The following is a 21,644-nucleotide window of genomic DNA, read 5'->3' on the forward strand; positions in this document are numbered from 1 at the left end:
CATACTTGCTGTTTTCGACCGTGAAGTGCGAGCAGGCACGGAGCGAGCGCGAGCGCCCCGTGGGGCATCGGGCTATGAGAGGGACGTGACCCCCAATGGCGAAGCAGGATCGCGCGATTCGGACGCGCCAGGCGATCTTGGAAGCGGCCGCCACCGTCTTCGACGAGCGTGGTTACGAGGCCGCGAAACTCACCGACATCCTCCAGCTGGCCCAGGTCACCAAGGGCGCGCTCTACTTCCACTTCGACTCCAAGGAGGACCTCGCGCACGCGGTGATCGACGCCCAGGTCTCGGCCGCGCCGATGCCGATGCCGCAGGTCTCCAAGATGCAGGAGTTCGTCGACATCGGCATGGTGTTCGCGCACCGGCTGACCCATGACGGGCTGCTGCGCGGCAGCGTCCGGCTCACCCTCGACCAGGGCGGGCACGAGCTCAACCGCAGCGGCCCCTACCGGGAGTGGACGGAGCTCAACCTGCGGGTGCTCGAGGAGGCCAAGGAGCGCGGCGAACTGCTGCCGCACGCCGACCCGCAGGAGGTGGCTCCGCTCGTGGTGGGCGCCTACGCCGGCCTGAACCTGATGACCCAGGCCCTGGGCAGCAACCGGGCCGACATGGACCGGTGGGCCTCGGCGCTCTACCGCCACGTGCTGCCCAGCATCGCCGTGCCCGCCGTGCTCGCGATGCTCGACATGGAGCCCGGTCGGGGCGCTCGCGCCCTGCGGGCCGCGGAGGCGGCCGCCGGTTAGGCAGGCCCCGCGTCCTCACCGAACGGGAAAACCATACCCGTCTGCCGGTTTTTTGAGGATGACATGAAGCCGACATCTCCGCGTCGCCTGGAATAGACCTCGGAAAGCGTACCCGCGAGTCCAGATCTTGGACCCGCGGGTACGCTTCGTTGCGCACTTTGCGGATTCTTGATGTCGGCAAACCTCTCTGAATCGGGACATTTCTTCGCGTTCTCAGGTCCGGAGATTCCATACCCCGCGGTTTCTTATTGACATGCCTCCAGGTCTCTTTTCTAATCGTCCAGGGCCAATCCGTTCACCGACACTGAGGGGGCAAAGTGGACGTCCGGATCCTGGGGGGACTGTCGGTACGCGAGAACGGGGTGTCGATCACTCCGACCGCCGCCGCGCCGCGGCAGCTGCTGGCACTGCTCGCGGCCAACGCGGACCAGGTCGTGCCCGTGACCGTACTCATGGAGGAACTGTGGCCGTCCGGGCCGCCGCGCGGCGCCCGGGTCGAACTCCAGTCCCACATCGTCGATCTGCGCGCGCTGATCACGACCGCACTGCGCGGGGCAGGACCACCGGCACCCGGATCAACCTGGCTGGAGCGCCACAGCGCCGAGGCCGTGCTCGTCTCGCTGCCCGGCGGCTACCGGCTCGACACCGGCGGCGGCTCCAACGACGCCTGGCAGTTCGAACGGGCCGCGGGCGCCGGATACCGGGCCATGGAGGCGGGCGATCTGCAGCGCGCGGCACGCCGGCTCTCCGACGCCCTGGCGCTCTGGCGCGGTGAACCGTACGCGGGCGTCGCGGCCGGCCCCCACCTGCGCATGGAGATCGAACGTCTGGAGACCTCCCGGCTGAGCGCCCTCGACCAGTGGGTCGAGGCCCAGCTGCGGCTCGGCCGGCACTTCGAGATGATCTCCGACCTCTCCGAACTCGTCGCCCAGTACCGCACCAACGAGCCGCTGCACGGCCAGTTCATGGTCGCGCTGCTGCGCTGCGGACGACAGGACGAGGCCCTGGAGGTCTACCAGCGGCTGCGCAACGGACTGAAGAAGGAGACGGGGATGGAGCCCTCCGCACGGCTGCGCAGGCTCCAGCGCTCGATCCTGACCGTACGGGACGTGGCCCGGCCGGCGTTCGGCCGGCAGACGTCGTCGCTGCCCCGTCTCGTGCCCGCGGGGTCGCTCGGTTGAGGGGCCGCGCGGCGGCGGACACCGAGGAGAACGAGAGGAGGGGCGGGGCGCCCGAAGCGCCCCGCCCCTCCTCCGGTGTCGCCCGGGTTCACCGTCAGGCGGCGGAGAAGCCCTTCTTCAGCGCCGTGGCGATCTCGACCGCGCGCCGGGTCTGGAACTCGATCGCGGCGAGGTTCTCGCCGGACACGTTGTTCGCCTCGTTCGCCGAGACGCTGCTGGCGCCGTACGGGTTGCCGTTGGCCGGGGAGAACTGGACCGGGTCCGCGTAGCCGGGCGCGACGATGACCGCGCCCCAGTGGTAGAAGGTGTTGTTCAGGGCGAGCAGCGTCGACTCCTGGCCACCGTGCGTCGTCGAGGTCGAGGTGAACGCCGAGGCCACCTTGTTGACCAGCTTCCCCTGCGCCCACAGGCCACCGGTGGTGTCGATGAACTGCTTGATCTGCGCGGCGGGCAGACCGAAACGGGTCGGCGTGCCGATCAGCACGACGTCGGCCCACTCCAGGTCGTCGAGCGAGGCGACCTCCACGTCACGGGTGGCCTGGACGTGCTCGGCCCACTCCGCCTTCGTGTCGATCACCGACTGCGGGGCCAGCTCCGCCACCTTCCGCAGCCGCACCTCCGCACCGGCCTTCTCCGCCGCGTCCGCGGCGGCGTTCGCCAGCGTGTGCACGTTGCCGGTCGACGAGTAGTAGATGACTGCGACGTTGGTCATGACAGACCTGCTCCTTGGTGAAGGACGGAGGGACGGGGCCGACAACGGAACGGAAAGGCCCTTTCGCGACCTTCCCCGAACGGCACGGCGGCCTTCCACGCACTCGGTGAAAGTCCGTCAAGTCCCGTACGCGGATGTCACTTCGCGGCGAAGAAGTGCAGCAGAGCCCGCTCGTCCTCGTCGTTCAGCGCGATCGAGAACAGCTCCCCGAGCGCGCACACCGTGTCCGCCGCGCTCAGCTCGCGACGCTCGACGCGCCCGTCCGCGTACCGGATCTCCAGCGAGGTGTCCCGCAGCAGCCGGCGCTCCTTCTCCGTCTCCTTCTGGGCGACCAGCCCACCGACGAACGGCGAACCGGGCCGGGTGGAGGAGACGTAGTGCGCGGCCTCGAAGTCGATCCGGAACTGCGGCTCCTGGCGGAAGGAGTACATGTCGAACCAGCCCCCGTCCGTCCCGTCCCCGGGGATCCGCACCACCCAGTCGGGCCCGTCGGCGGCCAGCCGCCAGGTCCAGTCCGCGACCGAGGAGACCGCCCCGTCCCGGAGCGGCAGCGCCTCCATCAGCCCGCTGTAGCCGTAACCGGCGTCGGCCAGCCAGACCTCGTCGTCCGCCCGGACGAGCAGCACCGTGTGCGTACGGAAGCGGCGCCGGCTCTCGCCCTGACGGATACGGGCGAGGAGCCGGGTCACCGGGAAGCCGAGCCGGTCCAGGGCGGCGGCGAGCAGCAGGTTGTTCTCGTAGCAGTAGCCGCCGCGCCCCGCCCGTACGAGCTTGTCCTGGATCCGGTCCAGATCGAGCGAGACCGGGCGGCCCAGGGCGATGTCGATGTTCTCGAACGCGATCGCGTCCATGTGCCCGCGCAGCACCCGGTGCAGGGTGTCCGCGCCGGGGGTGCGGGGCCCGGTGAAGCCGATCCGGGCGAGGTACGCGTCGAGGTCGAGGAGCTCGCTCTGCCACTCCGGATCGGTCTCGACGGCGACGGGCAGTCCGTAGGTTCCCAACATGGCTGTCTCCTGGGTCAGATGCCTGGTCAGAGGCCTGGGTCAGATGCGGTGGGGGTCGTCGTGCGTGGGGCGGTCCCGCAGCAGCTCGGGCGGGATGGTGTCCGGGCACACGGCCGCCCCCTGCTCCGCCACCGGCTCCTCCGCGGCGGCCGGCGGGAGCACCGGTGGCCTGAGCGCGGCGGCGAGGGCGGCCGCCAGCGCCGCGCCGAGCACCGGGCCGATCAGATACGCGGTCAGGAAGCCGAAGTTCCCGGCCCACAGCGCGGGTCCGAACTGCCGCGCCGGATTGACCGAGCCGCCCGCGAGCGGCCCGAGGATCATGATGAAACCGCTGATGCACAGCCCGACGACGCCCGGGATCAGCCACTCCCAGCGCGGCCGGATCAGCAGCGCCGCCACCAGCGTCATACAGATCAGCTGCCCCACCGTCTCCGCCGTCAGCACCCCCCAGAAACCCCAGTCGGGCTGCGGCGCCACCGCCGCCCAGCCGACCTGGGGCAGCCCCACGTCCGCGCCCCACACCAGCCGGGCGAGACCCACTCCGGCCACGGCTCCGGTCATCTGCGCCACGCAGAACGGCAGGACGTCCCGGCCGGGGAAGACCCGCAGCAGCCACAGCCCGATGCTCACCGAGGGGTTCATGTGCCCGGCGGTCTTCCGGGACATCGAGTAGTGGATGATCGCCGTGTTGACGACGCCGAAGAAGATCCCGAGCGCGACGAACGCCGCGCGCCCCTTCAGCACGGAGCCCAGCGGGGCGTCCGGCGCGAAGATCCAGCGCGCGGTGGTGACGATCAGGAACAGGATCCCCGCCGTGATCAGGAACTCCAGGGCGAAGGTGCGGGCGCGCGGGGAGAGGAACTCCCGGCGGGTGGCCCGGTGACGACTGCTGTGGGTCATGGTGACCAACTCCCAGCTGTGATGCGGTCGGTACAGGCGGCGCGGGTGGTGCGGGGCGTCCACATGCGTCCGCGGCGCCGCGGACGGCCGGAAGGCCGCCCACGACGCCGCAGAGGGGCGAACGGGCAGGTCAGAGCTCGATACGGACCTTGTAGGCGAGCGCCCAGGCGTTGAACTCGACGAGCCGCTCCATCACCGCCCGGGTTCCCCAGAGCCCGCCGAGCGCCGAGTACTCCTCCAGCGGCCTGTCGAGCAGCCGCTGGATGCCCTCGCGCGGGACGAGCCGCAGCACCGGGGAGCCCTCGGCGAGCAGCGCCTCGACCTTGGCGCGCAGCGCGGTGACGTACTCGATGTCCTGCGTGGAGGGGTACGGGCTCTTCTTCCGCTCCAGGACCGACTGCGGCAGCACGTGCGCGGCGGCCGCGCGGAGCAGGCTCTTCTCCCGGCCGTCGAAGTTCTTCATCTCCCACGGCACGTTGTAGACGTACTCGACGAGCCGGTGGTCGGTGAACGGGACGCGGACCTCGAGGCTGGTGGACATCGAGATCCGGTCCTTGCGGTCCAGCAGGAACTTCTCCCAGTGCATGATGTTGAGCCAGGTCAGCTCCTTCATGCGCTCCTCGTGCCGGGAGTCGCCGGCCAGCCGCGGGACCGCCTCCAGGGACTCGGCGTACCGGCGCTTGACGTACTCCTCCAGGCCCAGCCGGTCCCAGAGCCCGATGTCCTTGATCGTGTCCAGGCCGCCGAGCCGCCGCCAGGCGTCGTACCAGGGGAAGGTGTCCCCGTTCACGGCCTCCTCGTCGAAGAACCAGTTGTAGCCGCCGAAGATCTCGTCGGCCGCCTCGCCGGAGAGCGCCACCGTGACCCGCTCCTTGAGCGCCTTGCACAGGTGGTGCAGGGAGTGCTCCATGTCGCCGGTGGAGACCGGCAGGTCCTGGGCGCGCAGCACCGCGGCCCGTACGTCCTCGTCGAGGATGTCGTGGTTCTCCAGCTCCACGATGATGTGCTCGGCGCCGGAGTGCTTCGCGACATCGACGGCGTACGGAGTGTCCGGGTCCATCCAGATGCCGTTGTCCCGGAAGGTCTCGCCGTGGTCCTTGAAGTCGACCGAGAAGGCGGTGATCCGCTCGTCCGAACCCTGGTCGCGCAGCACCTTCGCAGCGAGTGCGGTCACGGCGCTGGAGTCGAGACCGCCGGAGAGCAGGGTGCCGACCTTCACGTCGGCGATCAGCTGCCGCTCGATGATGTCCTCGAGCAGCTCGCGGACGGTGGCGATGGTGGTGTCGAGGTCGTCCGTGTGCGGGCGCGCCTGGAGCGTCCAGTACGTGCGGGTGGTGGAGCCGGACCGTGAGAAGCGGACGGACGTGCCCGGGACGACCTCGCGCATTCCCTTGAAGACCGCGTGGCCGGGGGTGTTGATGATGGCGAAGATCTCGGCCAGGCCCTCGGCGTCGACCACCGCCTCCGCCTCCGGGTGGGCGAGGATCGACTTGGGCTCGGAGCCGAAGAGGACGCCGTCCGCGGTGGGATAGTAGTAGAGCGGCTTGACGCCCATCCGGTCGCGGACCAGGAGGAGTTCCTCCGTGCGCGGGTCCCAGATCGCCAGTGCGTACATGCCGTTGAGCCGCTCGGCGAACTCCTCGCCCCACTCGAGATAGGCGTGCAGCACGACCTCGGTGTCGGACGCGGTGCGGAACTCGTGTCCGAGGGCGCTGAGTTCCTCCCTCAGCTCGCGGAAGTTGTAGACCTCGCCCGTGTAGACGAGGACGGGCTGTCCGTCGTCGCCGGGGACGGCGTGCATGGGCTGGCGGCCGTTCTCCAGATCGATGATGGAGAGACGGCGGTGGCCCAGGGCGGCGTGCCGGGTGAGCCAGATGCCGCCGTCGTCCGGGCCCCGGCACTCCAGGGTCCGGGTCATGGCCTCGGCGGTGTCGCCGCCGAGCGTCAGGTCGCGGTCGTAGGCGATCCAGCCGGTGAGTCCGCACATGGCGCCTCAGGTCCTCTCTCGAATGATCAGCGGGATGTACGGAGTCAGGAGCGGGGGGCGGTGGCCGAGGGGGACCTCGGGACCGGGACCCAGCCAGCGGTGTCCCAGTGGGCGAGCTGACGCAGCGCGGAGCGCTCGCCGATCTCGGCGACCCGCTCCCCGCCGAGGATCAGCGTGGAGGGCCGGTCCGGCGAGAACACCGGCACCGTCGGGGCGTTCGGGCTGCTCGGCGCCCGGCCGCGGGCGAAGGAGGCCACCAGGTCGATGAAGGTGTCGGAGACGCGCTTCTCCAGCGGGCCGTCGCCGTAGTGCGGGGCGTTGACCGCGGAGCCGTAGGTGCCGAAGAGGAACTTGGAGGTGGCCTCGTGCGGGGTGCCGGTCAGCGGCGGGGCGACCGGGTGCGCGAACTCCACCAGATAGCTGGGTACGCCGGGCCGCTCCCTGGCCTGCCGTTCGGCGAGCCGGGTGATCTGGTAGCGGAACAGGCTGTCGCCCCAGATGGCGCCCCAGACGGACACCGGGTCCTGCGGCAGTCCGTCGATCGCCGCCGCCCGGCGGTACGCGGAGATCACGGCGTCCACCTCGGTGTCGGCGGCATGCACCGCGCCCTTGTGCAGCACGGCGCGGATCGCGGTGCGCAGGCTCTCGTCGTCGGTGGGGTGGGCGCCGGGGAAGGGATAGCCGGGCCCGGTGGTGAAGAAGGTGCCCTCAGTCCGGCCGTAGATCGCCAGGGTGGGCAGCTCGGGGGTGGGCAGCTCGTGGTCGTGGCCGAGCATCCAGCGGTCGTCGACGACGGGGCCCTGGTACTCGCGCCAGGTAGATATCTCCCGGTCGGCGGGGCTGCCGGAGAAGATCTTCTCCCAGGTGTCCTTGAGCCGCGCTGCCTCCACGGAGCGCAGGCCGCGCACCGTGGTGCCGAGCTTGCGGGCGACCAGCTCGAAGACCCGGTGGGAGTCCTCCCGGCTCATCGAACTCGCCGGTTCCCAGACGTGTTTGACGCTGATCGGGACGATCCGGCGGACCGTGCCGCGCAGTTCGGGGAGCAGCCCGAGCTGCCAGGTCGAGGAGCCGCCGGCCGAGGTGCCGGCCAGCGTGATGTTGCCGGGGTCGCCGCCGAAGGCCGCCGCGTTGCGGCGCACCCAGTGCAGCAGCGCCACCTGGTCCTGGAGGCCCCAGTTGGAGTATCCGCCGGTGCGCTCGTCGAGCAGGTCCTCGTGCAGACCCCAACCCAGGGCGCCCAGCCGGTAGTTGAACGTGATCACGACCATGTCGCCGTGGGCGGCGGGCCGGGCGCCGTCGAAGTCCGGCTCGCTGCCGGCGCCGAGGAACCAGCCGCCGCCGTGGATGTAGACCACCACCGGCCGGGCGCCGCCGGTGTCCGGCGTCCACACGTTCGCGTACAGACTGTCCTCGCTGGAGCCCGGCAGGTACGACTGGTACGAGACGGGCGCGAACGCGGTCGCGTCCCGTACCCCGCTCCAGGGGGTCACCGGGCGCGGCGAGCGGTAGCGCAGCTCGCCGACCGGGGGAGCGGCGTAGGGCACCCCCCGGAAGACGGCCAGGCCGCCGGCCCGTTCGCCCCTGATCAGACCGCCGCTGACGCGGGTGACGACACTCGTGGTCTCCGCGCGGCCGCCGGTCCCGGCCGTGCCGCCGGTCTCCGCGGCCGAGGCCAGACCGCCCGGAACGGTCACCGCCGACGCCATCGCTGCGGCGGCCGCGACGACCGTACGTCTCCGTGGCGTGGGTGGCGGTTCATGTCCAACTCCCGACCGGTCCATAAACAAAACTCCCCGGGTATGCGAATGCCGAAAGACGGCGCGTCGAAGAGTGACGACGATGCGAGGGTGCCGCACGTCCTGGCCTCGGCCAATGTGCTTCGGCGTACTCAGTCAGGTCAGTCGGCGCGCTGTCCGAAGCGGTGTCACGGTGACCTGACGGATTCACACGCGAACCTTTGAGCGCACCTGCCGGGGATCGGCAGGATCCAGGCATGACAACGTCGATTCTGGACTCCCGTCCCCTTTTCGAACTGGGCGCCGAGATTCATATCGCGGCCTCCGCCGACAAGATCTACTCGATCGTCAGCGACATGCAGCGCCATTCCGAGTGGAGCTCGGAACTCCAGGGCGGCCGGTGGCTGTCCGGGGAGCCCGGGAAGGTCGGTTCGATCTTCGAGGGAGAGAACTTCCGCAGCGACGACATCGTGTCCTGGGCCCCGCTCATCCGCGGAATCTGGCACACCAAGTCGGAGGTCGCGGAGACCACTCCCGGCCGTGCGTTCCGCTGGAAGATCCACTCCAAGACCGGTGAGCCGCAGGAACTCACCTGGTCCTTCCTGATCGAGCCGGCCGAGAACGGCGCCACGCTCTCCCAGACGTTCCGTATGGGATACGCGTCGCCCGGGATCCATGAGATCACCAAGGACATGGACGAGGCCGACAAGCGGAAGTTCATCGCCGACTGGACGGCGAAGATGACCCGGGACGTCACCGAGACCCTGGGCAGGATCAAGGTCGTCGTCGAGAAGGACTGACGCCCACCGCCACCAGGAACGACGCATCGACGGGCCGGCCCCACAAGGGCCGGCCCGTCGCGCGCCCGGCCCCACGAGACCTCACACCCCCGCGTCCCCCACACCCCCACGTCCCCCCACACCCCCACACCCCCCACGTCCCCCCACGGAGCACGGAGATACGGGTGCGCACAGGGCGCGCCCATGACGAGGGGAATCCCCATGCTTTCCAGACGACGGTTCATCGGTGCCGCCCTGGCGACAGGCGGCACGGTGGCCACCGGCGCAGCCCTGACCCCGCTGCTCGGCGCGGCATCGGCCACAGCGGCCGACGCGACCGCCGTCCCGTTCTTCACCCAGCCGATGCCTCTGCCGCAGGTCATCGCGCCCAGCTCGACCGCCAACGGCGTCGACACCTACAACATCTCGATCAAGCGGACCACCAAGGAGATCCTGCCCGGACAACTGACCGAGGTCTTCACCTTCAACGGCGGCTTCCCCGGGCTCATCCGGGCCACCTCAGGCCGCCCGGTCGTCATCAACCAGTACAACAAGCTGGACATGCCGGCCTCGATCCACCTGCACGGCGGGCACGTCGCCCCCGAGCACGACGGCGACCCGATGGCCACCATCGCCCCCGGCGGCGTCCGCACGTACCACTACCCGAACCAGCAGGGGCACGCCCCGCTCTGGCTGCACGACCACGCCCACCACATGGAGTCCGAGCACGTCTACCGCGGCCTCTCCGCGTTCTACCTGCTCACCGACGCCGAGGAGAAGGCGCTCCCGCTGCCCTCCGGCGTGTACGACGTGCCGATCATGCTCCGCGAAGGGCACTTCGACGCGGCCGGGCAACTCGTCTACACGATGGACGACTTCCGCAGCCGGTCCACCATCCTGGCCAACGGCAAGGCCTGGCCGTACTTCCAGGTCGCGGCCCGCAAGTACCGCTTCCGGCTGCTCAACTCCACCAACCTGCGGTTCTTCACCCTGCGGCTCGCCGACGGCTCACCGTTCATCCAGATCGGCTCCGACGGCGGCCTCCTGGAGCGACCCTTCTCCACCGACACCGTCGCCCTCTCGCCGGGCGAGCGTGTCGAGGTCGTCATCGACTTCTCCCGCCACCCCGTCGGCACCCAGCTCGTCCTGGAGAACACCGAGGGCCCCGGACCGGCCGAACTGACCGGCAAAGTGCTCCGCTTCGACGTGGTGAAGACGACCACCGACACCAGCGCCGTCCCCGCCACGCTGCGCACCCTGCCCGCGCTGCCGGCCGTCACCGGCCGGCGGACCGTCGTCATGAGCATGGACGAGGACGGGCGGCCCGCCCCGCAGGGATACATGGACGGAAAGGTCTACGACCACAACCGAATCGACAACACCGTTCCCTGGGGCGGTTCTGAAATCTGGACGGTGACCAACAGCAATCAAGCCATTCCGCATAACTTTCATATTCACCTGGTGCAGTTCCGTGTACTGGAACGGAACGGAAATCCGCCCGGCCCGGCCGAGGCAGGACTCAAGGACACGATCCGCGTCATGCCCGGCGAGACGGTGAAGTTCCAGGCAACATTCGACAGCCATCGCGGAAAGTACCTGTACCACTGCCACATGCTCGACCACGCGGCCATGGGAATGATGGCCCAGATGGAAGTCGTGTGAACGGCGCGCGAACCGACCTGATGGATTCTCAGCCCACTTGACGGAGTGCGTCCGGTGTCATTGGCCGCGAGCCAGTCAACGGCAGATGATTCCAACGAATTCCGGGCCGGCCGGCCCTGTGCCCGGCCGGCCCTTTTTCGGTCTCCGCCTCGAAGAATGCCACCCGCACGGTCGCACCGTCGTCCTGTCGTCTTAGGAGAGACTCCCCGTGGACAACACTCTGCTCGACATCCGGCAAAGGCCGGCTCTGCAACAGCCCGTGTGGGACGACGCGTCGCAGGTGGAGCGGGTACGGGAGGAGCTGAGCGTCCGCCCCGCCCTGGTCAGCCCCCAGGACGTGCACACCCTGCGCACCCTCCTGGCCAGGGCCGCCGCGGGCGAGGCCGTGATCGTCCAGTCCGGCGACTGCTCCGAGGACCCCGACGAGTCCACCGCCCAGCACGTCGCCCGCAAGGCGGCCGTCCTCGACCTGCTCGCCGGCGCCATGAAGATGATCACGCACAAGCCGGTGATCCGGGTCGGCCGGATGGCCGGCCAGTTCGGCAAGCCCCGCTCCAACGACACCGAGAAGGTCGGCGACCTCGAACTCCCCGTCTACCGCGGTCACATGGTCAACGGCCCCGAGCCCGACCCGGAGTCCCGCCGCCCCGACCCGCTGCGTCTGCTCACCGGCTACATGGCCGCCAACGACATCATGGGCCACCTCGGCTGGCGCAAGCCCGTCGGCCGCCCGGTCATCGACCCGCCCGTGTGGACCAGCCACGAGGCGCTGCTCCTCGACTACGAGGTGCCGATGCTCCGCCGCGACGACGAGGGCCGGCTGCTGCTCGCCTCCACCCACTTCCCGTGGATCGGCGAACGCACCCGGCAGACCGACGGCGCCCATGTGGCCCTGCTCGCCGAGGTCGTCAACCCGGTCGCCTGCAAGGTCGGCCCCCGCATGACCCCCGACGAGCTGCTCACCCTCTGCGAGATCCTCGACCCGGCCCGCGAGCCCGGCCGGCTCACCCTCATCGCCCGCATGGGCGCCGAGAAGGTGGCCCAGAAACTGCCGCCGCTCGTCGAGGCGGTCCGTGCCGCCGGCCACCCGGTGATCTGGCTGACCGACCCCATGCACGGCAACACCGTCACCGCCCCCGGCGGCCTCAAGACCCGCTACACCACCACCGTCGAGCGGGAGATCTCCGAGTTCCAGCTCGCCGTGCGCTCCTCCGGCGGCATCGCGGGCGGAGTCCACCTGGAGACCACCCCCGACGACGTCACCGAGTGCGTGCTCGGCGAGCAGTGGGTCGGCCGGTGCGGCGAGTACTACACCAGCTTCTGCGACCCGCGGCTCAACCCCGGACAGGCCGTCTCCGTCGTCTCGGCCTGGCGCGCCTGACATCACCCCTCAGGGAGGAACTGCCATGCAGGACAAGATCGCCCTCGTCACCGGCGCCGCGGGCGGCATCGGCGCCGCGGTGGTCCGCGCCCTCGCCGAGCGCGGTGCGACCGTAGCCGCCGTCGACCGGGACGAGTCCGCGCTCAAGCAGCGCGTCGCGGCCTTCGCCGTCGAGGGCCTGCCCGTCGAGGCGTTCCCCGCCGACGTCACCGACAGCGCCCAGGTCACCGCCCTGGTCGACGAGGCCGAGCGCCGCCTCGGCCCGATCGACTACCTCGTCAACGCGGCCGGCGTGCTGCGCCTCGGCCCCGTCCGTAGCTTCTCCGACGAGGACTGGGCGGCCACCTTCGCCGTCAACGCCACCGGCGTCTTCCAGGTCTCCCGCGCCGTCGTCGACCGGATGATCCCGCGCGGCTCCGGCGCGCTCGTCACCGTCGCCTCCAACGCGGCCAACACCCCGCGCAGCGAGATGGCCGCCTACGCCGCCTCCAAGGCCGCCGCGTCCCTCTTCACCAAGTCGCTGGGGCTGGAGGTCGCGCCGTACGGCATCCGCTGCAACCTGGTCGCGCCCGGCTCCACGGACACCCCGATGCTCTCCTCGATGTGGCACGACGAGTCCGGGCCCAAGGGCACGATCGAGGGCCGTCCCGAGGCGTTCCGGGTCGGCATCCCGCTGAAGAAGCTGGCCCTGCCCACCGACGTCGCCGAGGCCGTCGTCTTCCTCCTGTCGGACCAGGCGTCCCACATCACCCTGCACGACCTCACCGTCGACGGCGGCGCGTCCCTCGGCGCGTAGGCACCCGCCGACGCCGGAATCCGACAAGGCACCCGGCACCCGTGGCGTCGCCCGGTCCCGTGGCCGAGCGGCCCCGGGCCCCCGCCGGCAACCCCTCATCCCACCCGTACCCGAGAGGACGGTCATGGCCGGGATACCACCCATCGAGGCCTATCCGTTGCCGACGGCCGGCGCGCTGCCGCCGGTCACCCCGCACTGGTCCGTGGACCCGGACCGAGCCGTGCTGCTCGTCCACGACATGCAGCGCTACTTCCTGGCCCCGTTCCCCTCGCCCCTGCGCGAGGAGATCATCGCCAACGCGGCCCTGCTCCGCGACCGTTGCGCCGCCCACGGCATCCCCGTCGCGTACACCGCGCAGCCCGGTGGCATGACCCCCGAACAGCGAGGTCTGCTCGCCGACTTCTGGGGCCCGGGAATGCGCCTCGACCCGGCCGACCGGGAGATCGTCGAGCCGCTCGCGCCCGCATCGGGCGACTGGCTGCTCACCAAGTGGCGCTACAGCGCCTTCTTCCGCACCGACCTCCTGGAGCGGATGCGGTTCCACGGCCGCGACCAGCTGATCATCTGCGGGGTGTATGCCCACATCGGCGTTCTCGCCAGCGCCGTCGAGGCGTTCACGAACGACATCGAGACCTTCCTGGTCGCCGACGCCGTCGGCGACTTCACCGAGGCGGAGCACCGGTCGGCCGTCGCGTACGCGGCCAGGCGCTGCGCCGTCGTCACCACCGCCAAGGAGGTGCTGGGGTGAGCACCACGGCCCGTACCGACCTGCTGAGCCGGATCCTCGGCCCGAACCCGCCCGCCTTCGCCGTGCTGCACCGGCCCGAGACCACCGGACCCGGCGCACTCGACCTGCTGACCGGCGAGATCTCGCTGCCCGTGACCCTCGCCGACCTTCCCGTACGGGAGGACGGGGGCGCCGGGCGGCACGAGGTCCTCGCCGTCGTCCCGTACCGCCAGATCGGCGAGCGCGGCTACGACCGGACCGACGACGGCGCCCCGCTCATCGCGATGAGCGTCACCGAGCAGACCACCGTTCCGCTCGACACCGTCCTGGCCGCGATCCCCGACGTCCCGATCACCCTCGCCGACGGCCGCTTCGACGTCGACGACGACGCGTACGCCGAGATCGTGCGCCGGGTCGTCGCCGACGAGATCGGCACCGGCGAGGGCGCCAACTTCGTCATCCGCCGTTCCTTCACCGCCGAGATCACCGACTACGGACCCGGCAGCGCGCTGACCTTCTTCCGCCGGCTCCTGGAGCGCGAGTCGGGTGCGTACTGGACCTTCCTGATCCACACCGGGGAGCGCACCTTCGTCGGGGCGTCCCCCGAGCGGCATGTCAGCCTCGCCGACGGCACCGCCGTGATGAACCCCATCAGCGGCACGTACCGCTACCCGGCCTCCGGCCCCACCCTCCCCGGCGTCCTCGACTTCCTCGCCGACCGCAAGGAGGCCGACGAGCTGTACATGGTCGTCGACGAGGAGCTGAAGATGATGGCCCGGATCTGCGAGGGCGGCGGCCGGGTCGTCGGCCCGTACCTCAAGGAGATGGCCCGGCTCGCCCACACCGAGTACTTCATCGAGGGACAGACCGACCGCGACCCGCGCGAGATCCTGCGCGAGACGCTGTTCGCCCCGACGGTGACCGGCTCGCCGCTGGAGAGCGCCTGCAAGGTGATCTCCAAGTACGAACCGCGGGGCCGGGGTTACTACAGCGGGATCGTCGCCCTCATCGGCCGCGACGCGCTCGGCGGCCGGGCCATGGACTCCGCCATCCTCATCCGTACCGCCGACATCGACGCGGGCGGCCGGGTCTCCATCGGAGTGGGCGCGACCCTCGTGCGCCACTCCGACCCCGCGTCGGAGGTCGCCGAGACCCGCGCCAAGGCCGCCGGACTGCTCTCCGCCCTCCAGGACGACGGTGGCTCCCGCTTCCGCGCCCACCCGCGGGTACGGGAGGCGCTGGAGCGGCGCAACGCCACCATCGCCGGCTTCTGGCTGGCGGAGGAGTCCGGCCGCGGCCGGCCCGACCCCGCACTCGCCGGACAGCGCGTCCTGATCGTCGACGCCGAGGACACCTTCACCTCGATGATCGGACAGCAGGTACGGGCGATGGGACCGGAGGTCACGGTCCGCCGCTTCGACGAGGAGTACGCCTTCGACGGCTACGACCTCGTCATCATGGGCCCGGGACCCGGCGACCCGCGCGAGGCCCGGCACCCCAAGATCGCGCATCTGCGGCAGGCCGTCGACGGCCTGCTGCGCGAGCGCCGGCCGTTCCTCGCGGTCTGCCTCAGCCACCAGGTCCTCAGCCTGCGCCTCGGCCTGGACCTCACCCGCCGCGACGTGCCCAACCAGGGCGTCCAGAAGGAGATCGACCTCTTCGGCGCACGGGAACGGGTCGGGTTCTACAACACCTTCGCCGCCCGCAGCGACGCCGACGAATTCCCGCACCCGGAGTTCGGCGCGGTCGAGGTCAGCCGGGACCCGGAGACCGGCGAGGTGCACGCCCTGCGCGGCGCGGGATTCGCGTCGATGCAGTTCCACGCCGAGTCGGTGCTCACCCAGAGCGGTCCGCGTATCGTCGCGTCGATGCTGGGCGGGCTGGTGAAGAGCGGCATGGCGCAGGCGGCGCGGTGACATCCCAGGGATGACCGTCGGCGCCGCCCGGGGCCCGGGCGGCGCCGCTGTCTTCGCGTTTCCACAACTCCTCAGCCGCTGGGGCCGTTCGAGGCCTCGTCAGGGGCGCGCCGCGCCGACCTCCACCCGGCCGAGCAGGGTCCTTCCGTCCGGCGCCAGGACCAGCTTCCGGTAGCCGCCGCCGGCGCGGTCGGCCTCGCTGAACTCGATCGCCCCCTCGGTACGGGCATGGATGTCACCGAAGCCCGAGACCTCGGTGCCCAGCAGCTTGAGCCGCGTCGGCCCGCCGCTGTCCGTGAACGGGGTGTGGTCGAGGCCCAGGAGTTGCCGCGCCACGGAGGCGGCCATCCGCAGACCGGGAGCGACGAGCCCGTGGCAACGGCCCTCCACGGCGGCGCACTCGCCGACCGCCCAGATCCGCTCGTCCGCCGTCCGCAGCCGGTCGTCGACGAGGAACCCGCCGCGTTCGCCGGTCGCCAGGCCCGCGACCGCGGCGAGCTCGTCACGGGGCCGTATCCCGGCGGAGAAGACGACGACATCGGCCTCGATCTCCCTGCCGTCCGCGAGCCGCACCCGGTCCGTCTCCACGGACACGGTCGTCGCCCCGCAGTGCACCTCGACACCGAGGTCCCGCACCAGGGACGCGAGGAGCCGGCCGCCGCCCGCGTCCACCTGGAGCGGCATGAGGCGTGGCGCGGCCTCCACCACATGCGGGCGCATCCCGAGGTGCCGCAGCGCGTCGGCGGCCTCCAGGCCCAGCAGCCCGCCGCCGATGACGACACCGGGGCGGCCGGGGCGGGCGGCGGCGCGGATCGCGTCGATGTCCTCGACGGTGCGGTACGTGAAGCATTGCGGCCGGTCGTGGCCGGGGACAGGCGGTACGAACGGCCGGGACCCGGTGGCCACGACCAGCGCGTCGTAGCCGAGGCGCGTCCCGTCGGCGCACCGCACGGTCCGCCGCTCCCGGTCGATCCCGGTCACGGTCGTCGACAGGCGCACGTCCACCAGGGAGTCGGGGGCGGGCAGCGCGAGATCGGCGGGCGTCGGACCGGAGACGAGGGAGGAGAGCGCCACCCGGTCGTAGGCCCCGCGCGGTTCCTCCCCGAGCACGACCACCCGCCATCCGTCGGTCCGGTCCAGGGTGCGCAGCTCCGTGACGAGCCGATGCCCGACGGGACCGTACCCGGCGACGACCAGCGTCCGGCGGCTCATGCGACGCCCTCCGGTACGCGCAGCGCGGCGCACACCGCGCGGACCGCGTCGGCGCAGCCGCCGCAGCCGGTGGTCGCCCGGGTCGCCGCGGCCACCGCCCCGACGTCCCGCGCGCCGTCCTGCCAGGCGCGCACGACGGCCCCTTTGCTGACGTTGTTGCAGTGGCAGAGCACGGCCTCGTCGGCCAGGGCGGTCGGATCGCCGCCCGCACCCCCGAGCCCCGCCCCGGCCCTGAGGCCGAGCAGGAGCGCGAGCCGGTCGGCGGGCACGGGGCGTCCTCGGTCGTACAGCTGGCTCACGGCCGCGATCCCTTCGGGCATGCCCACCAGCACGGCCCGTGTCACCTTCTGTTCCGTGATCTCGATCCGCGCGTACCGCCCCCGTGCGGGGTCGGAGAACGTCACGACCTCGTCGCTCTCCGCCCGCCGGCCCGCCCACCCGCGCGGGCCCAGGCTCACGACGTCCAGGCCCGGGACCCGCGGCCGGACGACCGGGGGAGCGGGGGCGTAGGACGCGTCGCCGCCCGTCAGGAGGGTGGCCAGGGTCTCCGCCTGCGCCAGCGCGCCCGTGAGGTCGGGGGAGGTGTCCGTACAGGCGCCGATCGCCCGGATCGAGGGGTCGCTCGTGCGCAGGCGTCCGTCGACGACGATGCCGCGCCGGACCGTCAGACCGGCCTGCCGGGCCAGGGCGGTCTCCGGAGCGGTGCCGGTGCACCGCAGGACGGTGTCGGCTCCGAGCGCGTCGCCCGCCGGCACGTACGTACCGAGCCGCAGCTCGATCCCCCACGACTCAAGCCGCGCGGCGACCAACTGCCCGGCCACCTCGTCCAGATGGTGGTGCATCGGATACGGGCCGGAATGCGCCAGGACCACGCGGTGGCCGCGCCCGCGCAGCGCCGTCGCCGTCTCCACGCCCAAGACACCGCCGCCCACCACGGCCACCCTGCCGCGCACCGGGCGCGTGCAGTCGGCCAGGGTGTGCACATCGCCGGACGGCCGCGCCCCGGTCGCCAGAACCAGCGCGTCGTAGCCGACGCGCGTTCCGTCGGCGCACCGCACGGTCCGCCCCACCCGGTCGACGGCGAGGGCCCGGAGGCCCGTCCGTACCCGTACACCTGGCGGAGGCGGCGGCAGCGTCAGCGCGCCAGGGGGCAGGCTGCCGGCCAGGACCGAACCGAGCAGGGTGCGCTGGTACGCGGGGTGCGGCTCGGCGCCCAGGACGGTGACCGGGCCGGCGTGCCCGAGCGCCGCGAGGCGGGCGGTCAGCCGGTGCGCGGCGAGGCCGTTCCCGACGACCAGGATCCGCCCGTTCACGCGGTCACCGGAGCCTGCGGCCCGCCCCGTACGGCGCTCACGGGACTCCGTACCGGCTCGACCCGTACCGCGCTGACCTTGAACTCCGGCATCCCGCTGCGCGGGTCGAGCGCACCACCGGTGATCAGGTTCGCCCGCCCGTCCCCCGGGAAGTGGAACGGCAGGAACACCGTGTCGGTCCGCAGGCTCTCCACCAGACGTACCCGCGCCACCACCGCGCCCCGCGCCGACACCACCCGCGCGAGCCCGCCGGCCTCCACACCCGCCCGCCGGGCCACGTCCGGATGGATCTCCACGTACGGCTCGGGCTCGGCATCCGTGAGACGCCGTACCCGCCGGGTCTGCGCCCCGGACTGGTAGTGGGCCAGAACCCGGCCGGTCGTCGCGTACAACGGCAGGTCGGCGTCGGGCAGTTCGGCGGAGTCGCGGTGCTCGACCGGCAGGAAGCGGGCCCGCCCGTCCGGATGCGCGAAACCGTCCAGGAAGAGCCGGGGCGTGCCCGGATGGGCGGGCCCCGACGGCACCGCCGGGCACGGCCAGTGCAGCGCCTCGCCCGCGTCGAGCCGTTCGTAGCTCACCCCGGAGTAGTCCGCCCGGCCGCCCTCCGTCGCGCGCCGCAGCTCCTCGAAGACCTCCCGCGGCCGGGCAGGATACCGCTCGGCCGGCTCCCCGAGCCGTACCGCGAGCCCGCGCAGCACCTCCAGGTCGCTGCGGACCCCCGGCGGCGGATCGAGCAGCGCCCGCCGGCGCAGCACCCGCCCCTCCAGATTCGTCAACGTGCCCTCCTCCTCGGCCCATTGGGTCACCGGCAGGACGACGTCCGCCATCCGCGCGGTCTCGGAGGGGACGAAGTCCGCCACCACCAGCAGATCGAGCGCGGCGAGCCGCTCGGCGACATGCCCGGCGTGCGGGGCGGAGACCACCGGGTTGGAGCCGAACACGAGCAGGGCGCGGGGCCCGTGGGCGGTTCCCAGGGAGTCGAGGAGTTCGTACGCGCTGGGCCCCGGACCGGGAAGGGCCGCGGCGTCCACGCCCCACACCCCGGCCACGTGCTCCCGCGCCGCAGGGTCGGTGATCATCCGGTAGCCGGGCAGCTGGTCCGCCTTCTGGCCCAGTTCGCGCCCGCCCTGTCCGTTGCCCTGGCCGGTCAGACAGCCGTAGCCGCTGCCCTCCCGGCCCGGGAGCCCCAGCGCGAGCGCCAGGTTGACGAACGCGGAGACCGTGTCGGCACCCTTGATGTGCTGTTCGGCGCCCCGCCCCGTCAGGACGTACGCCCGCCGGGCGTCGGCGAGCAGCCGCACCGCCTCCCGCTGGTCCGCGACCGGCACCCCGGTCACCCGCTCGGTCCGCTCCGGCGTCCAGGGCAGCGCCTGCTGCCAGGCGGCCTCGAAACCGTTCGTCCGCTCCCGCAGGAAGGTGTGGTCGAGGCGCCCTTCGAGCACCGTCAGCTGCAACAGGCCGAGCGCCAGGGCGAGATCGGTGCCGGGAGCCGGCCGCAGATGCAGCGCGGCCCGCTCGGCGGTCGGGGTGCGACGCGGGTCGAGGACGATCAGCGCGGCCCGGTCCAGATGGCGCATCAGCGGCGGCATCGTCTCGGCCGGATTCGCCCCCGCGAGCAGCACCACGTCCGCCCGCCCGAGATCGGTGACCGGGAAGGGCAGGCCCCGGTCGACGCCGAAGGCGGCGTTGGAGGCGGCGGCGGCCGAGGACATGCAGAAGCGGCCGTTGTAGTCGATCCGGCTGGTGCGCAGCGCGAGCCGGGCGAACTTCCCCAGCAGATAGGCCTTCTCGTTGGTGAGCCCGCCGCCGCCGAAGACACCGACAGCGTCCGGGCCGTGCTCCCGCCGGATCTCCCGCAGCCGCCCCGCGACCAGGTCGAGGGCGGCGTCCCAGCCGGCGGGGGCGAGCCGCCCGTCCCTGCCGCGCACCAGTGGCTCCCGGAGCCGGTCGGCGACGGTCAGCACGTCCGGCGCGGTCCAGCCCTTCTGACACAGGCCACCCTGGTTGACCGGGAACGCGGACGGAGCGACGGACACCTCGCCGAGAGCGCGGCTGAGCTTCGTACCGCACTGCAACGCGCAGTACGGGCAGTGCGTATGGACCGTACGGGAGCCGGAACCGGGGTCAGACACGGGTGACTCCCCGTCGTACGGGAGGGGCTTCCAGCGGTCGGCGGGTGCGGGGCGCGGGGCGCAGATAGACCGCCCAGGTGATCGCCACGCACAGCGCGTAGAAGCCGAGGAAGGCGAGGAACGCGGGGGCGCCGCTGCCGCCCTCGGAGCCGTACGCCGCCCGGAAGGCCAGGTTCACCGCGACGCCGCCGAGCGCGCCGACGGCGCCCGCGATCCCGATCACGGCCCCCGAGAGGCGCCGGGCGCGGGCGAACGCCGCCGTCGCGTCCCCGCCGTCCGTGACCTCACGGCCGGCCCGCTCGGCGAAGACGGCCGGGATCATCTTGTACGTGGAGCCGTTGCCGATCCCGGTGAGCACGAACAGCACGGTGAAGCCCGCCACGAACAGCCCGAACGAGCCCTGTGCGGAAGCGAGGAGCAGCCCGCCGGTGCCGGCCGCCATCGCGACGAACGTCCACGCGGTCACCAGCGCCCCGCCCCACCGGTCCGCGAGCCGGCCGCCGAAGGGGCGGGCGAGCGAGCCGAGCAGCGGACCGAGGAACGTGTACGAGGCCGCTTCGAGCGGGGTGGAGCCGAACTGGGTCTGCAGGACCAGGCCGAAGGCGAAGCCGTACCCGATGAACGAGCCGAACGTGCCGACGTAGAGCAGCGAGATCCACCAGGTGTGCGGGGTGCGCAGGGCGTCCCGCTGGGCGCCCTTCTCGCTCCGTACCGGCGCCAGGTTGTCCATCCGCAGCGCGGCGAGGAGCGCGACGGAGACGATCAGGGGGAGATAGAACGCGGCGACGTAGGCGGGGTGGGTGTCGCCCGCGGTGGCGATGACGAGCAGGCCGAGGAGCTGGACGACGGCGACCCCGAGGTTGCCGCCGCCCGCGTTGAGCCCGAGGGCCCAGCCCTGGTGGCGCTGCGGGAAGAAGGCGGTGATGTTCGTCATCGAGGAGGCGAAGTTGCCGCCGCCGACGCCACCGAGCGCGCCGATGACGAGGAACACCCACAGGGGCGTGTCGGGACGCTGCACGAAGTACGCGGCGGCGGAGGCGGGGACGAGCAGGACGGCGGTCGCGAACACGGTCCAGTTGCGGCCGCCGAAGCGGGTGACGGCATGGCTGTACGGGAGCCTGAGCGCCGCGCCGACGAGGGTGGGCGTGACGACGAGGAGGAACTTCTCACCGGGGGTGAACGGCAGGCCGATGCGCGGAGACATGAAGAGGACGAGGACCGACCACATGCTCCAGACGGAGAACCCGATGTGCTCGGAGGCGATGGACAGCACGAGGTTCCGCCGCGCGATCCGCTTCCCGCGCGCCTCCCAGAACCGGACGTCCTCGGGGTCCCAGTCCTCGATCCACCGGGACCGGGGGCGGAACGGGGCCGGTCCTTCCGACGGCGACGGGGGCGCGGACTCGGGCCCCGGCTCGGACCGGAGCGCGGGGCGGGGCGGTGGCGGGGCTTCCGGCCGT

Annotated in this window: 17 protein-coding genes; 8 read left to right on the forward strand and 9 right to left on the reverse strand. The window is 71.9% G+C overall.

Going from position 1 to position 21,644, the window contains the following annotated elements; genetic code table 11:
* The first annotated feature begins 95 nt into the window (after positions 1-95).
* Both ABZ939_RS11090 and ABZ939_RS11095 read left to right on the forward strand, forming a co-directional pair.
* Entirely contained in the window at positions 96-746 is a 651-nt protein-coding gene (locus tag ABZ939_RS11090; protein WP_361851733.1) for a ScbR family autoregulator-binding transcription factor, read from the forward strand.
* Between the two features lie 317 nt (positions 747-1,063).
* The gene (locus tag ABZ939_RS11095) at positions 1,064-1,927 is read left to right on the forward strand and encodes an AfsR/SARP family transcriptional regulator (protein WP_361851736.1); all 864 of its coding nucleotides are present in this window, start codon (positions 1,064-1,066) and stop codon (positions 1,925-1,927) included.
* Positions 1,928-2,021: 94 nt separating this feature from the next.
* Here ABZ939_RS11095 and wrbA read toward each other — a convergent pair whose 3' ends face one another.
* From wrbA to ABZ939_RS11120, 5 genes are all read right to left on the reverse strand, one after another.
* The gene (gene wrbA, locus ABZ939_RS11100) at positions 2,022-2,639 is read right to left on the reverse strand and encodes an NAD(P)H:quinone oxidoreductase (RefSeq protein WP_361851739.1); all 618 of its coding nucleotides are present in this window, start codon (positions 2,637-2,639) and stop codon (positions 2,022-2,024) included.
* A 137-nt stretch (positions 2,640-2,776) separates the two neighbouring features.
* A complete protein-coding gene (locus ABZ939_RS11105) occupies positions 2,777-3,643 on the reverse strand; it encodes an arylamine N-acetyltransferase (RefSeq protein ID WP_361851742.1) in 867 nt (288 codons plus the stop codon).
* Positions 3,644-3,682: 39 nt separating this feature from the next.
* Positions 3,683-4,543, reverse strand: coding sequence for an aquaporin (locus ABZ939_RS11110; protein ID WP_361851745.1), 861 nt, complete (start codon positions 4,541-4,543; stop codon positions 3,683-3,685).
* 130 nt (positions 4,544-4,673) lie between these two features.
* Complete coding sequence (gene asnB / locus ABZ939_RS11115) at positions 4,674-6,530, reverse strand: asparagine synthase (glutamine-hydrolyzing) (RefSeq protein WP_361851749.1); 1,857 nt, start codon at positions 6,528-6,530, stop codon at positions 4,674-4,676.
* A gap of 44 nt (positions 6,531-6,574) precedes the next feature.
* A complete protein-coding gene (locus tag ABZ939_RS11120; protein WP_361851752.1) occupies positions 6,575-8,224 on the reverse strand; it encodes a carboxylesterase family protein in 1,650 nt (549 codons plus the stop codon).
* A gap of 299 nt (positions 8,225-8,523) precedes the next feature.
* Here ABZ939_RS11120 and ABZ939_RS11125 point away from each other — a divergent pair, with 299 nt between their 5' ends.
* The 6 genes from ABZ939_RS11125 to ABZ939_RS11150 all read left to right on the forward strand — a co-directional run bounded on the left by ABZ939_RS11125 (position 8,524) and on the right by ABZ939_RS11150 (position 15,527).
* On the forward strand, positions 8,524-9,066 hold the full coding sequence (locus tag ABZ939_RS11125; protein WP_361851755.1) for an SRPBCC family protein: 543 nt from the start codon (positions 8,524-8,526) through the stop codon (positions 9,064-9,066).
* 201 nt (positions 9,067-9,267) lie between these two features.
* The gene (locus tag ABZ939_RS11130; RefSeq protein WP_361851758.1) at positions 9,268-10,707 is read left to right on the forward strand and encodes a multicopper oxidase domain-containing protein; all 1,440 of its coding nucleotides are present in this window, start codon (positions 9,268-9,270) and stop codon (positions 10,705-10,707) included.
* A 208-nt stretch (positions 10,708-10,915) separates the two neighbouring features.
* Positions 10,916-12,088: a 3-deoxy-7-phosphoheptulonate synthase gene (locus ABZ939_RS11135; RefSeq protein WP_361851761.1), complete on the forward strand. Its 1,173-nt coding sequence runs from the start codon at positions 10,916-10,918 to the stop codon at positions 12,086-12,088.
* Positions 12,089-12,113: 25 nt separating this feature from the next.
* Positions 12,114-12,884, forward strand: a complete 771-nt coding sequence (locus ABZ939_RS11140) for a 2,3-dihydro-2,3-dihydroxybenzoate dehydrogenase (RefSeq protein WP_361851764.1) — start codon at positions 12,114-12,116, stop codon at positions 12,882-12,884.
* 124 nt (positions 12,885-13,008) lie between these two features.
* Positions 13,009-13,632 carry an isochorismatase family protein gene (locus tag ABZ939_RS11145; protein ID WP_361851767.1) on the forward strand — a complete coding sequence of 208 codons (624 nt, stop codon included), beginning with the start codon at positions 13,009-13,011 and terminating at the stop codon, positions 13,630-13,632.
* Positions 13,629-15,527, forward strand: coding sequence for an anthranilate synthase family protein (locus ABZ939_RS11150; RefSeq protein ID WP_361851770.1), 1,899 nt, complete (start codon positions 13,629-13,631; stop codon positions 15,525-15,527). Before ABZ939_RS11145 ends, ABZ939_RS11150 begins: the two co-directional genes overlap by 4 nt.
* Positions 15,528-15,626: 99 nt before the next feature.
* On the opposite strand, the gene ABZ939_RS11155 is transcribed toward ABZ939_RS11150, so the two are convergent.
* The 4 genes from ABZ939_RS11155 to ABZ939_RS11170 are packed head-to-tail and all read right to left on the reverse strand — an operon-like array spanning position 15,627 to position 21,529.
* Positions 15,627-16,739: an FAD-dependent oxidoreductase gene (locus tag ABZ939_RS11155; RefSeq protein WP_361851773.1), complete on the reverse strand. Its 1,113-nt coding sequence runs from the start codon at positions 16,737-16,739 to the stop codon at positions 15,627-15,629.
* Complete coding sequence (locus ABZ939_RS11160; protein ID WP_361851776.1) at positions 16,736-18,052, reverse strand: FAD-dependent oxidoreductase; 1,317 nt, start codon at positions 18,050-18,052, stop codon at positions 16,736-16,738. The genes ABZ939_RS11155 and ABZ939_RS11160 overlap by 4 nt, the downstream gene beginning before the upstream one ends.
* Positions 18,049-20,184 (reverse strand): molybdopterin oxidoreductase family protein, encoded by a 2,136-nt coding sequence (locus ABZ939_RS11165; protein ID WP_361851779.1) that lies wholly within the window; start codon positions 20,182-20,184, stop codon positions 18,049-18,051. The genes ABZ939_RS11160 and ABZ939_RS11165 overlap by 4 nt, the downstream gene beginning before the upstream one ends.
* Positions 20,177-21,529, reverse strand: coding sequence for a nitrate/nitrite transporter (locus tag ABZ939_RS11170; protein WP_361851919.1), 1,353 nt, complete (start codon positions 21,527-21,529; stop codon positions 20,177-20,179). The genes ABZ939_RS11165 and ABZ939_RS11170 overlap by 8 nt, the downstream gene beginning before the upstream one ends.
* Between the last annotated feature and the right edge of the window lie 115 nt (positions 21,530-21,644).

The sequence above is a fragment of the Streptomyces sp. NPDC046712 genome (genome assembly GCF_040645695.1).
Taxonomy (GTDB): Bacteria; Actinomycetota; Actinomycetes; order Streptomycetales; family Streptomycetaceae; genus Streptomyces.

What these genes read in the sequence shown, in the direction of transcription:
- ABZ939_RS11090 (WP_361851733.1), top strand. Translation starts at nt 96, where the DNA reads ATGGCGAAGCAGGATCGCGCGATTCGGACGCGCCAGGCGATCTTGGAA.
- wrbA (WP_361851739.1), bottom strand. Translation starts at nt 2,639, where the DNA reads ATGACCAACGTCGCAGTCATCTACTACTCGTCGACCGGCAACGTGCAC.
- ABZ939_RS11105 (WP_361851742.1), bottom strand. Translation starts at nt 3,643, where the DNA reads ATGTTGGGAACCTACGGACTGCCCGTCGCCGTCGAGACCGATCCGGAG.
- ABZ939_RS11110 (WP_361851745.1), bottom strand. Translation starts at nt 4,543, where the DNA reads ATGACCCACAGCAGTCGTCACCGGGCCACCCGCCGGGAGTTCCTCTCC.
- asnB (WP_361851749.1), bottom strand. Translation starts at nt 6,530, where the DNA reads ATGTGCGGACTCACCGGCTGGATCGCCTACGACCGCGACCTGACGCTC.
- ABZ939_RS11125 (WP_361851755.1), top strand. Translation starts at nt 8,524, where the DNA reads ATGACAACGTCGATTCTGGACTCCCGTCCCCTTTTCGAACTGGGCGCC.
- ABZ939_RS11130 (WP_361851758.1), top strand. Translation starts at nt 9,268, where the DNA reads ATGCTTTCCAGACGACGGTTCATCGGTGCCGCCCTGGCGACAGGCGGC.
- ABZ939_RS11140 (WP_361851764.1), top strand. Translation starts at nt 12,114, where the DNA reads ATGCAGGACAAGATCGCCCTCGTCACCGGCGCCGCGGGCGGCATCGGC.
- ABZ939_RS11145 (WP_361851767.1), top strand. Translation starts at nt 13,009, where the DNA reads ATGGCCGGGATACCACCCATCGAGGCCTATCCGTTGCCGACGGCCGGC.
- ABZ939_RS11155 (WP_361851773.1), bottom strand. Translation starts at nt 16,739, where the DNA reads ATGAGCCGCCGGACGCTGGTCGTCGCCGGGTACGGTCCCGTCGGGCAT.